The organism is uncultured Fibrobacter sp., assembly GCF_947166265.1.
GTDB lineage: Bacteria > Fibrobacterota > Fibrobacteria > Fibrobacterales > Fibrobacteraceae > Fibrobacter.
Window position 1 is genome coordinate 1 of the sequence record NZ_CAMVDO010000047.1, and the last position, 14,795, is coordinate 14,795.

Consider the following 14,795-nt stretch of genomic DNA (forward strand, 5'->3'; position numbering starts at 1 on the left):
AACCCGGTGCCCGCAAATACCGCCAGTACCTAGGCGAAAACGCCCCCAAAACAAATAACCCCGCGGAAATGATCCGCAGGGCCATGGATTTAGTTACAGAGCCTTAAAGGTTGGATTGCTTCGGCCTTACAGGCCTCGCAATGACGTCGCTAGAACAAGGCGATGCTGTACGGAGCCTGAGAACCCTTAGGACGGTCAAGAGCCTTCAACTCACCATCCTTATAAATGTAGAGCTTTTCTTCGCCGTAGGTGTGGTCACCCACATAAAGCACACCATTCTTAAGGGCAAGCGTTTTCTGAGCATCAGCAACGCCTTCGACCTTTTCGAAAGTCTTCTTTTCAAGGTCAATCTTTACGAGCGGAGTGCTACCCCAGCCTTCATAAACAGAGGCATAAGCAATACCATCTTCAGCAACAAAACCGTACAGACCTGCACCCAGTTTCTTGCCAGAAATGATCAACTTGGACTTTTCAGTCTTCAAGTCAACCTTTTCAATGCCACGGTTGTCGTCGGCCTTACCATCGTATTCACCCAAAGAGGCGACATAAAGATTGCCATTGTACAAAGACATTGCAGTCGGATTCTTTGTCACAAGTTCAATCGACTTGTCCAATTTGCCGGTGGAGGCGTCATAAACAGCCACGATGCCCTTCGGATAGGTGAAATTATATTCGGCATCCATTGCATAACGCTGCATCAGCACATAGAGCTTGCCATCAGCGAGTTCAATGTCAGCAACATAAGGAGAGGTCTGACCCTTGCTGGCAAATTTCTTGGTATTGATAGACTTTACGACCTTGCCATCCTTAGTCGAAATTTTCACAAGGGAGTCTGCATTCTGAAGGGCAACCCAAGCTTCTTCACCATCGAAAGCCATATCAACCGGGTTTGCATTAGCGAAGCTCACCTGCCAGGCAACAGCCTTTTTTGCACCCTTTTCAATAAGTTCAGGATCAACCTTACTGATATTGTCGGTGCCCAAGCCTTCCAAAACATACACATCAGGTCCATTCGTTACAACTCTTGAATCCTGATAGAAGGAGATATTCTTTTCAGAAATCTTTCCATCCTTGTCAATCCAGCGAAGTTCACCTTCCTGGACCATATAATCGCCACCATCGAAAACTACACCTGCATAGGTGTATTCTTCTTCAGGATTAATAGCGGAAGAACTGGAGTCGTCACCGCAAGCAACGAGACCAAAGGTGAGGCCAAAAGCAGCAAGTGCTGCGATGGATTGTTTTTTGAATTTATTCATGTTTTTTCCTTTTCTGGCTTTACGCTATTACGCGCGGGGGCTAGAACCCCTGTATGATTGTGAACTTGTATTCCCTACCCGGCATCGGGAAAGGGGTGTAGAAATTTCGATACTTTTCATCGGTAATGTTATTTACAGAAAAAGCAAGTCGAGTTTTCTCAAAAGGCGCATAAGACAAATTGGCTCGATGTGTCGCAACGGCGGGCTGTTCCGTTCTATTGGCCCTATCGCTGTACATCACGCTACGCCAATCCGAAGCCCAGCTGAAATCGAAATGGAACGGCAAATGCAAAGTCGCTTCGGCAAAGTAGCTACGATCAGGTTCTCCCGAGAGTTTGTTTCCGTTGAAAGCCTCGGAATGCGAACGGTCTTCCGTCTTCTGGATAGTCGCCCGCAGCACCACATCTAGGAATTTAGAAGGGCTGCTATTCAGTTCCATTTCTACACCGCGAATAAGGGCTCGCGAGACATTGATGGGGCGCAACAGTTCCACCGAAAGGACCCAGCAAATACCATCTTCGATATGGGATTCAAAATATGTTGTTTGAAACGAGGTGTGATTTCCCGAAAACTTGTACATTCCCGTAGCCTCAAACCGAGTCGCTTTTTCGCGATTTAAATCCGGATTGGAAATCGCTCCAGGGAAAGTTCCATAAAGTTCCATCAGCGCAGGCTGCTGATAAAAACGCCCCATCGAGATTTCACCTGTGAATGGCGAGGTCGATGCACCAAACCGAGAGTAGAGACGGCCTGCAAACGAGGCGTCGCGCTCTTTGGCCTCATCCAAAGTACGTCCCCCTGTCGGCAGCACAAAAGTTCCCTTGTCCAAATGGTCTTTCAGCATTTGCGCAGAACCTTCACCACCGACACCTACATATTTGAAAAATTGGTAATACAAGTCTCCCGAACCAACATACGTCTTACGGTCTAGCGCCCAATCTTTCGAGTTTCCACGAGCCTCGGCACGTTCCCACTCAACAGCAACGCGAGCAACCCCCGTCAAACGTTCCATCGGCGTAAATTCCGCCCAAAATTCAGGAACAAACTTATACGTCATCGAACCATATTCCATCAAGACATTATTGCCAAATCCAATATGGTCTAAGGGATAATAAGAAGTCGAAATATTCTTGTCTATCCGAGCCGATACGCCTCCGTACAAGAAAAGCTTGTCATCAAAATAACCGACGGACTCTAGTCCATAACGAAGCAACGCCGATTCCCCGACAAATTTTGCAACCTTAGTCTGATTCTGTTCTTTACCGGGATTTCCACTTTCGTTCCTAGACGCCGTCACTGCAACCGTTGAAAAATAGCCGTTGCCATGCAGCATACGGAACTGCACATTCCCCGACACGTCGGTGTACTGGGCGTTTTCACGAGTCGCCGTATAGTCGTCGTCATCGTTGTACTGCGTTCCGTTACGATTCAGGTATTCATAATCATTATCGCTATGCCGCGTTGCAAAAGTCGTTGCAAACATGATGCTGTCCGTCACAGGAGCGCTCACCTGGAAAGAGCCCTCCCATAGGTTGTGGTTTCCGTAGGCGCCCAAGACGCGGCAGCCCTTTTTCACGGCATTCTTCGTGACAAAGTTGATGGCGCCGCCAATTCCCGATACACCAAACTTCACCGGCACATTGCCCTTGTACACCTCAATCTTTTCCATCTGGTTCAAGTCGATGGAGCCTAAATTTACCGCACCACCACTTGCATCGTTTAAAGGCACACCGTCGACACAAATCAAAATATTGCGGGCGGCAATGCCACGCACCGATACCGTCTGGAAACTGCCAAGCCCCCCCTGCTTGTACGACTGAATTCCCGGGAGCGTCGCGAGCAGGTCCGCCGCCGAAAGAGATTTTCCTTCCCATACGGCTGAGGTGATTTCGGTATAGCTAGCATTCTTTGTCTGAATGACTTCTCCATCCGTCACCACCTCGGTTGAACCGAGATCCTGCGTAGGAGTCGCATCATCGACCGCAACTGTTTTTGAAGAAATGACCGAAACATCCTCCAGGGAATTTCCCGAAGGGGCCGCCACAGCCATACTTAAGCCGGCAGCCAAACAGCCTAAAAGAGCCGCAATCTTTGCAGCCTTAAAGAAAGACGTCGTTCGCATCGTTCCTCAACAACAGCGTTTCCCACAGTTCTTCTGGCTCGGGGCTCAACCTACTCCCGGCTCCTTCACACATGTAGTCCCTTTCGGTTTCCACGCATTGGTTTATGCCGGTTTCGTCCTCCCTTACAGCGGCGCGACCGCCCCCGGTTTGCACGGGATTCTCTCCGGCCTTCGCGGTTTATCCGCTCCGGCGGGCTTTTCAGGGCACAGGAAACTTTTGAACCAAAAATAGAAAAATAGTTGGCCCTTCGACAGGCTCAGGGACCTTATTAAAGGTTGGCAGAACTTAGATGAACAATCTAAGCTCTAAATTGCTATATTTACTACTATGACAGCAGAAGAACTTTACAATCGTCTTAAGACAATCCAGCCGGGCGCCGTCCTTTGCACCTATTCCATGGAAAAGTGCGAACAGATGCTCCCGCTCATCAACGAAATCAACGAGCTGAAAAAGGAACGCGATGCCGTGATCCTCGCCCACAGCTACGTGGCCCCCGAAATCATTCTGGGCGTTGCCGACTACGACGGTGACAGTTTCAAGCTGAGCCAGGATGCCACCAAGGTGAGCGCCAAGACGATCGTGTTCTCTGCCGTGCGTTTTATGGGCGAAACCGCCAAGATCTTGAACCCGACCAAAGACGTTCTGATTCCGGGTCCGCTTACGGGTTGTAGCCTCGCCGACTCCATTACCGGCGCCGAAGTCAAGGCTCTCCGCGAAAAATACCCCGACCACACCTTCGTGTGCTACATCAACACCACCGCCGACGTGAAGGCGAACTGCGACGTGTGCGTCACGAGCAGCAACGTGATGAAGATTGTCTCTAGCCTCGAAAACGACAAGATCGTGTTCGTTCCCGACGGACTCATGGGCCAGAACCTCATCGACGAGATGAAGAAGCGCGGCATCAAGAAAGAAATCGTGCTCCACAGCGGTTGCTGCTACGTACACGAGACCTACGATTCTGAACTCATCAACTTCTTCCGCAGCCAGAATCCGGGTCTCAAGGTCGTAAGCCACCCCGAATGCCATCCGGGCGTCGCCCTCTTGAGCGACTACGTAGGGAGCACCGGTCAGATGGTGAGCTACATCAAGGAACAGCCCGAAGGCACCCCGTTCCTGCTCCTCACCGAATGTGGCCTGAACGCTCGTATGCAGTACGAATTCCCGAAAAAGACCTTTATCGGCAGCTGCAGCATGTGCAAGTACATGAAGTCAAACTCGCTCGAAAACATCCTGGAGACACTCCGTCACCCGGAAAAGGCGCAGCACGTGGAACTCGACGAAAGCGTTCGCATTGCCGCCAAGAAGTGCATCGACGCGATGTTCTACTACGCAGGAAAGTAGTTGGTATAGCTTAGTCGGCCCTTCGGCCCCTCGACAAGCTCGGGGACCTTAATAAGGTTAGCGAGCTTGCGAAGCGTGAGTTTGTCGAACCACTAAGTTCTAGTTAGGAGAAAAAGTCATGAGAAAGTTAAAGTTCATAGCATTGCTTATTTGCCTGTTGGCGGGTTTCACTTTTGCCGACGAGTACTACTGGCCACGCAGCTACTTTGTCGAAGCGGGTTTCGGCATCGCAGCGACTAAAGGTGACTTTAACGAAAAGCCTGTTGCGGGAAAGGATTCCGCCGGAGTCAAGGGACTGATTCACCCGCCTGCACTTCAATTCATCGCCACTCCCGATTTCCTTCTCGGAGTCAACCTGGGAGCGTTTTCCTTGGGCCTCGGATTCCAGTATTGGAATTCCGAACAGACCCTCGCCGGTTTCGACAACAATTCACACAAGCAGGACACGCGCATTTGGCGTGCAAGTTTTGAATTCACCTACAACTTCTTCTGGCCTGAATTCTTCCAGATCGGCACCGGACTTGGATATTCGTACTCTAGCGTCAAGACCTCGAACGCCGCCATTTTCGACGAGTCAGAATATGACGCAGAATTTATGGGTTCTGCCGTAGCGTTCATCTTAAACCTTCACTACTATATTACCGACAATCTTTCCATGGTTCCCGCCGTCAAGGTTTACGAAAACTGGTTCAAGAACGTCCACTGTTCCAGGGTCGAGAACAACGACCTGGATCCTTATCTCTGGCAGACATTCGTATTAGCAACTGTTTCGCTCCAGTACCAATTCTAGCCCTATAATTTTTTTCTAAATTGGGGCGCGGTATGAAAAAGCTTGCTTTAATCGCGACACTCATTATCGGGGTAAGTTCCATTTTTGCTATGGACGAAAACGGCTGGGCGTCCACCTACGAATCCCTTTCCGCTTTCCAGAGTAACCCGATCGCTCCCGACGGTTCCATAAACCCATACGCCAACCGCCCCGGTTATGTCAAACCCATTATCGACAACCTGGGCAACGTACTCAACAGCAACTGGTACGTGAGCGCCTCGGTGCCGCAGAGTTTCACGTTCGAAGCGGGACTTCCCTTTTCGATCATTCCTATCGGTGACGACGACCGGAATTACACCGAAACCTATACGGACCCCGCTTCAGGGCAAAGTTTCGACTTCGAAACGCCGACCATCTTTGGCGACCATCACGACATGGAACAACCCTACGACGGTCGCATTTACGGCAACAAGACTCTGAACGGTCTCGGAGTTTTCACCTACCCCTATCTGCAACTTGGCGCAAGCATGTTCCACGCCCGCGTCGTTTTCCGCGGAATGTTCCTGCCCTCCATTAGCGAGCTTCGCAAATTCAACTTGTTCGGTTTCGGTCTGCAGTACAGTTTCGGTCACTTTTTCCAGTACATGCTCCCCGCAGCCGCTCAACCGCTCGACGTAAGCCTCGTGTTCGGCTACAATTCCAGCGGCATAGGCTACCGCCCCGACGACTACGACGGACAACTGGATCTTGACGTATCGACCACGAATTTTTCGCTGGTTATCGGTTACAAGCCCATCAACTTTATCGAAGTCATGATGTCGCTTGGATACCAGAGCGCCGAAATGAAGTCTTCGGGCAACCTGGTCTGCACCGCCAAGGAATTCGGACAGCCGACAGGTGACTACGGCAAGACCATTACACCAGACATTACCGTGAAGGGCAACAACGGTTTCCGTTTCAGTCTCGCTGTTGCATTCCAGCTCGGCAAATCGCTCCATCCGGTGGTCGGTTTCGACTATGCCGGCAAGAGCAGCTTCACGACCAACATTCTCTACTTCAAGCAACAATTCGGCGAAGACAAGACCCCCGACGAAATCGCCAAGGAAAAGGGCTACGTCCGTGGCGGGAACGCCCAAACGCAATCCAACGACGCCGCAGAAACAAGCGCCGTCTCCGAAGAAGAACCGACGAACGAAGCGCCAGAAGAATATGCCGACGAACAGGTGGAAGAACCGTCTGAACCCGCCGAAGACAATTCTGCTGACGACTTCTCTGCCGACAACACCTTTGACGAGGAATAAGGACTTTTCACCGTCTACTTTTAACACAAACAAAGAAGGCATCCCATGATTACATTCCTGATTGGTATCGCGATTCTTATCGGCGGATACTTCACTTACGGAAAACTCGTTGAACATGTCTTCGGCCCCGACGACCGCAAGACTCCCGCCCTCGAAAACCCGGATGGCGTTGACCGCGTGGCACTCCCCCACTGGAAAAACATGCTCATCCAGCTTTTGAACATCGCAGGGATCGGTCCTGTGATTGGCGTGATTTTGGGCATCAAGTTCGGCGCCATCGTCTTCATCTTGCTCCCGCTCGGAAACGTGCTTGGCGGCGCAGTACACGACTACTTTAGCGGCATGGTGAGCATCCGCAACAACGGCATGAACGTTCCGGCGCTTTCCCGCAAGTTCCTGGGCAAGGGCCCTTCTAAGGTGGTCATGAGCTTGATCGCCATCGCCCTGATTCTTGTAGGTGCCGTTTTCACCAACACGCCTGCCGCCCTCATCAACACCCCGATTCTTGTCGGCAGCCATGTGTCGCCCACGCTGTTCTGGGTCGCAGTCGCCTGCATTTTCGCCTACTATTTTATAAGCACCTTCTTCCCTATCGACAAAATCATCGGTCGAATCTACCCGATTTTTGGCGGGCTACTGATTCTCGCCTCTATCGGCATCTTGGTCGGTATCGCCCCGCAGCTGAACGTGCTCGACGAATTCTGCCTTTCCGACATCGCTTCTAACTTCAACAAGCATCCGGCCCACCAGCCGATTATCCCGATGCTTTTCGTGACGATTGCCTGTGGCATCATTAGCGGTTTCCATAGCACCCAGAGCCCGATTGTCGCCCGCACCGAAGTCACCGAAAAGACCGGCCGCCAGACGTTCTACGGCATGATGATTATCGAAGGCCTGATCGGCATGATTTGGGCCGCCGGTGGCATGTTCATTTACCATCAGATGCCGGAACTCATCACCGGGGCCTCTGGCGTAAAAGTCTTGAGCGAACTTGTCCACACTGTGATTCCTTTTGCACCGGTTTCGATTCTCGTGGTCGTCGGCGTGATCATTCTTGCCATTACCAGCGGCGATACGAGCCTTAGAAGTCTCCGTCTCACGATTGCAGAACTCACAGGCCTTGAACAGACTTCCGTCAGGAACCGTCTGATTCTGACGATTCCAATGTTTGCCATCTGCGCCCTGATTATCTTGTGGAGCAACATGAACAAGGACGGATTCAACATCCTGTGGAACTACTTCAGCTGGGCCAACCAGCTTATGGCCGTATGTAGCCTCTGCGTGACCGTCGTGTACCTGCGCAGCAAAAAGAAGAATTTCTGGTTTGCGCTTTTGCCCTGCATGTTCATGGCCTTCATCACGTTCGACTACATTCTGTGGGTAAGCCCCGAAAACCTGAAGGGCGCTCCGCTCGGTTTCGGTCTCGACTACAAGACCGCCCTGGTACTCGCCCTCGAAAACGCAGGCCTGCTCGGATTCTTCCTCTGCACTCGCGGTAAGATTCTTACCAAGATGGAAGACTTTGATCCCGACAAATGGGACCCCAAGCGCGACCTCAATCGCGACGAGACCAACCCCATCGTGCAGGACAACAAGGTCTAACCCTTTGACTTCCACGTGATTCTCGAAGGAACCGTCAAGTCCATCACCTTTCACAGTCCGCAGAACGGATTCACCGTCCTGCGGATTATTGATAGTAGCAATAAGAAGGTGGTGGTCGTTACGGGTACATTGCCCGAACTTTCTGTCGGAGAATCACTCCGATTCGAAGGTGAATGGGGGCGCCACCCCAAATTCGGCGAACAGTTCAAGGCGATTCACTTCGAAATTGTAGAAACAGGCAACAAGAACTTCGCCGCCTATCTCGGCAGCGGCCTCTTCCCCGGCATCGGTCCGAAAACAGCCCAGACGATTGTCGACACCTTCGGCGATGAGCTGCAGGACATTCTCGACTACGAGCCAGACCGTTTCCGTGCCAAGAAAATCAAGGGCCTTTCGGCGGCGAAAGTGGAACAGTTCCTTGCACGCTGGCAAGAAAACCGCCACAGCCGCGAAACCTTATTGTTCCTCTACAATCATGACATCACGGGCAATGTCGCCAAAAAGCTGTGGATGAAATTCGGCCAGGACACCATCGAAAAAATCCGCACGAACCCGTACATGCTCTGCGAAGAAGTCTGGGGAATCGGATTCCTGAAAGCCGACGAAATTGCGATGAAGGTGGGCATTCCCAAAGACAGTCCCATGCGCCTGCAAGAGGCGATTCTCTACTCACTGCAAGAAGCTTCTCTTTCAGACGGACACTGCTACTTACCCAGCAACGATTTAATCGGCCGTACCCTCAAGAATTTGCGCATTGACGTCACTGACGACGATGCCATCCAGAATCTGCTGGAGCAGTTCAAGCGCATTTGCGAATCGGGCCGCATCAAGCGCCACGGCGATGACTGCTTTTTCCCGCCACTCGATAACGCGGAACAGAAAATTGCCGAAATTATCAAGGCGCGCCTCGGCGAAAACGAACTGCCCACCTACGGTTTCGAGCGTGAGCTCGTCGACTGGGAACGCGAACACAAGTTCAGTTTCGACCCTACGCAACGTGAAGCAATCCGCCTCGCTACTGCCCACAAGATTTGCATCATTACCGGCGGCCCCGGCACCGGAAAGACGACGATTCTCAAGGGGATTCTTCACCTGTCACGCAAGATGGGCGAAAACATTTTGCTCGCCGCCCCCACGGGCCGCGCCGCAAAACGCATGGGCGACTGCTGTGGCGAAAAGGCGTATACCATCCACCGCCTGCTAGAAGTCGACCCCGTCACCAAGAAATTCAACAGGAACGAATTCAACAAGCTCGACTGCAACTTGCTGATTGTCGACGAATTCAGTATGGTGGACACCTGGCTTGCCGCCTCGCTCTTAGACGCTGTTCCCGAATCGGCCCGCATCGTATTCGTCGGTGACGCCGATCAGCTCCCTAGCGTAGGCCCCGGCAACGTACTCAACGACTTGCTCCAATGCCCGCGCCTTCCAAGCGTACGCCTGCAGCACATCTTTAGGCAAAGCGGCGGCAACGACATCGCCGACAAGGCCGCAAAAATCAATCAGGGAATCACTCCCGCCCCGCTCGAAGGCCCGAATTTTCACTTCGTTCCATTCGAGACCTCCGAAGAAGCCAAGTTGCATTTACAACAACTGATTGCGACGGGTGTGCGCAGCAAAATCGACATCGACCTCAAGACCGACTTGCAGATTCTTGTACCCATGCGCAAAGGCCCCCTCGGCATTATCGAGCTGAACCCATTCCTGCAAGACCTGCTGAACCCAGGCGTGACCCGCCACAAGATGGTCGGCATCGGCTGGAGTGTCGGCGACCGTGTGATGCAAATCAAGAACAACTACGACAAGAACGTGTTCAACGGCGACGTCGGAATCGTCTACAGCATCTACAAAGAAAAGCGCAAAATCGCCGTTTTCTTCGACGAAAAACTCATCACCTACCAAGACGACGAACTCGACGAACTGCAACTCGCCTACGCCTGCACCATCCACAAGAGCCAGGGCAGCGAATACCCCGCCGTCATCGTGATTCTCGATTCCAGCCACTACGTGATGTTGCAACGCAACCTGATCTACACGGCCATCACCCGCGCGAAAGGCCACGTGTGGATTCTCTCTGCTCCCGGCGCCTTCCACCAGGCCGTCCGCAACAACCGCAGCACCCGCCGCTACACGCGCCTCAAAGAACGCTTGGGATGATTGAGGTGCGAGGCATTTTACGCCGTTCGGCTATTCCGCATCCTTGAGGCAACGGACAGGAAGTAAGGCTTCATTAGGATCATTGACAGCACCGCCCTTGCCAGAAATGGTCGTTCCGGCCCATAAATGAATGGAAAAGACATATCCATCACTAGAAAAGAAGTACGCGTTATAGCCACTATAACTGAAGAATGATCCATGATTCGATTCAATTAACGCGCCTCCCGTAGGCACCGCAGAAAATCCATAGGCATCTGAACCGCTGTAATCATTCGTCCAACCACTGATAGACCTGAGCTCATTGCTAGCTTTATCTATTCCACCCACGGTCGTAAGCAAAATTTCAAATTCTTCCTTTTTAGGCAAGTGCCAACCACTGGGACAAACGGTATCCGCCACAGACAAACTGTACAATCGTCCCCCAGCTTCACAGGTTACAGGCATGTCTTCGTAACAACGGCTAATATCATCATTAGGGCCGGCGTAATTCAGATTTTCGGCCATCCAGACCTGGTCTCCGATTTTCACGGTCTTGTACTTTTTACCGTCACGATCGTCCGTCAGAGTTCCATAATCAATATCCGGATTAAAACGGAATTCATTCGGCACATCATAGCTCCAGTCCTTCAAATTAGTCCAACCATTCACCGTACAGTAAAAGCTCCCGGTAACGCTATCAGCCCTTTCAATGATCCGGCCAACATCTCCAGCTTCGCATTTTTCATCGCGCCTAACGAAATCTACATCCACCGCTTTCCGCCAACTTGGGGGTTCGCCAGGTGCCGCACCATTATTATACCAAAGAATAGCATCAGGGCAACTATCGCAATAGTAATAGGCTCCATCTTTAGGACTTTTGCTAATTTCGCCATGGCGCTTAAAAGTACAGCCATCGAGCATAAGTGTATAATCCTCTTCGTTAGCATCCACCCAGCGACCAAGAATTTCGTCAAACTTTTTGTCACCTTCACGCAATTCACCATCTTCTCCATTCCGTATTTCATTCTCGTCTTCATCCCCATCATCGGGATTCTCTTGTTTTTGAATACGGACCACCTTGCCGTTACTACAAATGGACGTATATTCCATTTGAGACTCATCAATAATAGCACCTTCGCGTTCAACAGAGCATAACAGAGAGCCACCCGCTTTCAGCCGCTTGTACCAAATACCACCCATGCAAACAAAGCCCGTGTCAGAGCCGTAATACGAACTTTTAGAGTTCTTGGCAGAATAAACAGGCGATTTACTGCCTCTACAAGTACCAAGACCATAAACTTCAGACCAAAAATCATTTATATACCTTTCATACGTCACCTTTCTCGAAGCAAGGTCTTTTTTCCAACCTAGAACATTTTGGCAGATTGAACCAAGTTCCCCTTCAAAATATTTTTTTTGTGCCTCGTCCGCAATTTTTGCCTTAGCAGTCTCGTTGTCCCACTTTCCGTCTTTCTTGATATCCGTAGCTAAATCGTTCAAGAATCCAGCCATTTTGCTTTCACCACCATAGCAAAGTGAGAGTACGCTAACAGCAAGCAACTCCGCACTTGCATCATCACCGACAATATTTAAGCCCTCAAAATTTGCAAACGAGCCCTCAATGCCAAACGCCGCCAAGACATCAACCTCTGCCTGCGTCTTAGCCGCAAAGAAACTGTATCCCTTTTCGACCAAGTAAGGAATGCGTTCATATTCCAAGTGCGTAAGCACATTCACACTCACCGTATCGCGATCACTCAAGTCGACCAAAGCTTTCAAGGTGACACTGTCATCAGCGGCAACTTCAAACAGGGCGTAAGGACTCGATAGAGTCACCCCCGTCACAACGAACGAGCCGGCTTCATCTGACAGGAATTTTCCCTCAAAATATTCGCCAGTCTGGGCAAAGGTTTCTGCATCCAGTTCATAAACCTTGACCGCACTTCCAGCACGGTACGGTCCATTCAATGCAAAGCCGAAAATAGTCTTGTTCTCGATCGCTGCCATATATTCAGAACTGCTTGATGCAGTCTCTTTGGCAGACGAAACGCCCTTGCTGCTAGATGAAGACTTCACCTTAGCGCTGCTACTAGAGTAAACATCTTCAACATCATCAACAGGCGCCTCGATAGATGTTTCAGACACCAAACTGCGATCATCCCCGCAAGCGGCAAGCAAAACAATAAAGCACAAAAAAACGAACCATTTTGTATAAGCCATAGTCAACGCCTTTCCCGCCTTATTCGTCTTTGAGGCAGCGAACAGAAAAAGCCGATTGCCTAGTAGCGTAATGAGGCCAACCGTCTAAAAAGGTATTTTCGTAATCAGGTGTTATAGACAACTCATTTCTATACAATTGCACAACATATACATAGAGTTCATTATATTCAGTAGAGGTTACAAAATACGCAACACTGCCAGCATGGTTGTATTCAGTTGCACGATAACCTTCAATATGCCATCCTCCAGCAGGCACGGCAGAAAAGCCAACCTTATCCAAGCCCGAAAGCGAATATTCCGTCTTCCAACCGCTAGTAGCCTTGAACATATCGGCCAAAGATTCCTTTTCATTGTCACGTAAGAGCATCACGGTCGAGAACAACGTATCAAATTCCGTCTTTGAAGGCAAATGCCAACCTTCGGGGCAAACCTGCTTAGCCTCGTCCCATGTATAAAGGCGTCCGCCCGCTTCGCAATTTTCAGGAATATCATCGTAGCAAAGTCCAATTCCGTTCCCCCCATAATTCAGGTTTTCCGCCATCCAGACTTGGCCACCGATATTCGTAGTCCTGTATCTTTTGCCGTCGCGATTGTCCGTCATAATTCCATAATTAATATCCGGATTAAAATGGAATTCCTTCGGTATGCCAAAGCTCCAACTCATAAAATCCACCCAGCCCTCAGTCGTGCAGTAATACTTGTTGGTAACCGTGTCTATTCCGGCAATAATCCGGCCTACATCTCCGCTTTCGCATTTATTATCGCGCCTAATGAAATCTATTTCGTGAGCTTTATCCCAGAAACATCCATTAAATCCTTGCGCCTCATCTACATAATGCATACAAACATAATAAGAATTATCCTTGGGGTTCAAAGCGACTTCACCTTCGCGTTTACGCGTACATCCAAGTTGAAGAGTTGTATCGTACTCTTCAGCATAATCCCACATGTTTAAGAATTCATCATACTTATAAAAAGCACCAGTCGAGTCTCCTTTCCGCAGTTCACCGTCTTCTCCAGCACCCCATCCAAACGTATTCACAATACGGGCATCAGCACCAAACCATACGCCACCTAAACAAAGGGACCATGAATAATCCCCCTTGCGAATGGTCCCTTCAACGTCACACTCTTCATAACAGTTACTTAAACCATTAGACCTACATTTAATCATGCGTATATACTTTCCAAATTTTGGAACAGAACCGATTTTCCAATCCACAATATTATTATAGATTCGCTCTACATCATCCGACATGAATTCATACCTGATTCTGACATTGTATCCGGTAGTTTTGTCATCCCACGTACCATCCTTCTTGAAATCTGCCGCAAAAGATTCCAGGAACTCGGCAAGTTTCGCATCACTATAATAACTAAGTACAAGCACACTAATAGCAAGCAGGGCACCACTTTCTTCGCTATCGCCAAAAATATTCATGTCCTCAAAGTTTTCAAATTTGTCGTCAATATAAAATGCTCTAAGGATTTCGGACTCGGCTTGTTTCTTGGCGGTCGCAAAGTCAACTCCCGTCCCAACCAGATAAAGGATACGCTCATACGTCAAATGCGTAAGAAGGTTGACATTCACTTCATCACGACCTTCTAGATTGACAAGAGCTCGCAAGATAATTTCGTTGCTAGACACATTACCCATCAGCTCGTTACGGAATCGGCCCTTCACCTCAAGAAGGGCATACGGGCTCGACAGTTCCACATTCGGGACCTCGAACCGGCCATCTGATCCGACCTCGCCAGAAAAGACATTTCCCGTCTTGGCCAAAGTCTTTTTTTTCAGTTCATAAATCTTGACTACGGATTGGGCCAGGAACGGTCCTTTCTGGGCTGCCCCGTAGATTGTCTTACCCTTGTTTTCTTCCGTGGGTTCCGAACTACTCGAAGAAGCCTCTTTGGAAGACGAATAATTCTTGCTGTCCGATGATTTCTCCTTATCACTGCTATTCGAGGAATCTTCGTCATCAGCAGGTTCTTCGGCAGATGCATCGAAGGACTTTTCAATTACCATGTCACCACCACAAGC

The 14,795-nt window shown here is 50.0% G+C and carries 9 protein-coding genes and 1 riboswitch; of the genes, 5 read left to right on the forward strand and 4 right to left on the reverse strand.

Annotated features, from left to right (window positions below; genetic code table 11):
- Nucleotides 1–149: 149 nt before the first annotated feature.
- Together Q0W37_RS13955 and Q0W37_RS13960 are read right to left on the reverse strand one after the other, a co-directional pair.
- Complete coding sequence (locus Q0W37_RS13955; RefSeq protein ID WP_297702166.1) at nt 150–1,259, reverse strand: hypothetical protein; 1,110 nt, start codon at nt 1,257–1,259, stop codon at nt 150–152.
- Between the two features lie 40 nt (nt 1,260–1,299).
- Complete coding sequence (locus Q0W37_RS13960) at nt 1,300–3,381, reverse strand: TonB-dependent receptor (RefSeq protein ID WP_297702167.1); 2,082 nt, start codon at nt 3,379–3,381, stop codon at nt 1,300–1,302.
- A gap of 5 nt (nt 3,382–3,386) precedes the next feature.
- A riboswitch (cobalamin riboswitch) is annotated at nt 3,387–3,608 on the reverse strand.
- 101 nt (nt 3,609–3,709) lie between these two features.
- Here Q0W37_RS13960 and nadA point away from each other — a divergent pair.
- The 5 genes from nadA to Q0W37_RS13985 all read left to right on the forward strand — a co-directional run bounded on the left by nadA (nt 3,710) and on the right by Q0W37_RS13985 (nt 10,555).
- A complete protein-coding gene (gene nadA, locus Q0W37_RS13965) occupies nt 3,710–4,726 on the forward strand; it encodes a quinolinate synthase NadA (protein WP_297702168.1) in 1,017 nt (338 codons plus the stop codon).
- A 118-nt stretch (nt 4,727–4,844) separates the two neighbouring features.
- Nucleotides 4,845–5,516 carry a hypothetical protein gene (locus Q0W37_RS13970; RefSeq protein ID WP_297702169.1) on the forward strand — a complete coding sequence of 224 codons (672 nt, stop codon included), beginning with the start codon at nt 4,845–4,847 and terminating at the stop codon, nt 5,514–5,516.
- A gap of 32 nt (nt 5,517–5,548) precedes the next feature.
- Nucleotides 5,549–6,796 carry a DUF6588 family protein gene (locus Q0W37_RS13975; protein WP_297702170.1) on the forward strand — a complete coding sequence of 416 codons (1,248 nt, stop codon included), beginning with the start codon at nt 5,549–5,551 and terminating at the stop codon, nt 6,794–6,796.
- Between the two features lie 45 nt (nt 6,797–6,841).
- The gene (locus Q0W37_RS13980; protein WP_297702171.1) at nt 6,842–8,398 is read left to right on the forward strand and encodes a carbon starvation CstA family protein; all 1,557 of its coding nucleotides are present in this window, start codon (nt 6,842–6,844) and stop codon (nt 8,396–8,398) included.
- A gap of 15 nt (nt 8,399–8,413) precedes the next feature.
- Nucleotides 8,414–10,555 carry an ATP-dependent RecD-like DNA helicase gene (locus tag Q0W37_RS13985; protein WP_297702172.1) on the forward strand — a complete coding sequence of 714 codons (2,142 nt, stop codon included), beginning with the start codon at nt 8,414–8,416 and terminating at the stop codon, nt 10,553–10,555.
- A 30-nt stretch (nt 10,556–10,585) separates the two neighbouring features.
- On the opposite strand, the gene Q0W37_RS13990 is transcribed toward Q0W37_RS13985, so the two are convergent.
- Nucleotides 10,586–12,754 carry an FISUMP domain-containing protein gene (locus tag Q0W37_RS13990; RefSeq protein WP_297702173.1) on the reverse strand — a complete coding sequence of 723 codons (2,169 nt, stop codon included), beginning with the start codon at nt 12,752–12,754 and terminating at the stop codon, nt 10,586–10,588.
- A 19-nt stretch (nt 12,755–12,773) separates the two neighbouring features.
- The coding region (locus Q0W37_RS13995) for an FISUMP domain-containing protein (protein WP_367186287.1) at nt 12,774–14,795 on the reverse strand (2,022 nt) is incomplete at its 5' end.

Bases quoted from the DNA above. Each gene is read 5' to 3' on its own strand.
- Q0W37_RS13955 (WP_297702166.1), bottom strand. From the start codon at position 1,259: ATGAATAAATTCAAAAAACAATCCATCGCAGCACTTGCTGCTTTTGGC.
- Q0W37_RS13960 (WP_297702167.1), bottom strand. From the start codon at position 3,381: ATGCGAACGACGTCTTTCTTTAAGGCTGCAAAGATTGCGGCTCTTTTA.
- nadA (WP_297702168.1), top strand. From the start codon at position 3,710: ATGACAGCAGAAGAACTTTACAATCGTCTTAAGACAATCCAGCCGGGC.
- Q0W37_RS13970 (WP_297702169.1), top strand. From the start codon at position 4,845: ATGAGAAAGTTAAAGTTCATAGCATTGCTTATTTGCCTGTTGGCGGGT.
- Q0W37_RS13975 (WP_297702170.1), top strand. From the start codon at position 5,549: ATGAAAAAGCTTGCTTTAATCGCGACACTCATTATCGGGGTAAGTTCC.
- Q0W37_RS13980 (WP_297702171.1), top strand. From the start codon at position 6,842: ATGATTACATTCCTGATTGGTATCGCGATTCTTATCGGCGGATACTTC.
- Q0W37_RS13990 (WP_297702173.1), bottom strand. From the start codon at position 12,754: ATGGCTTATACAAAATGGTTCGTTTTTTTGTGCTTTATTGTTTTGCTT.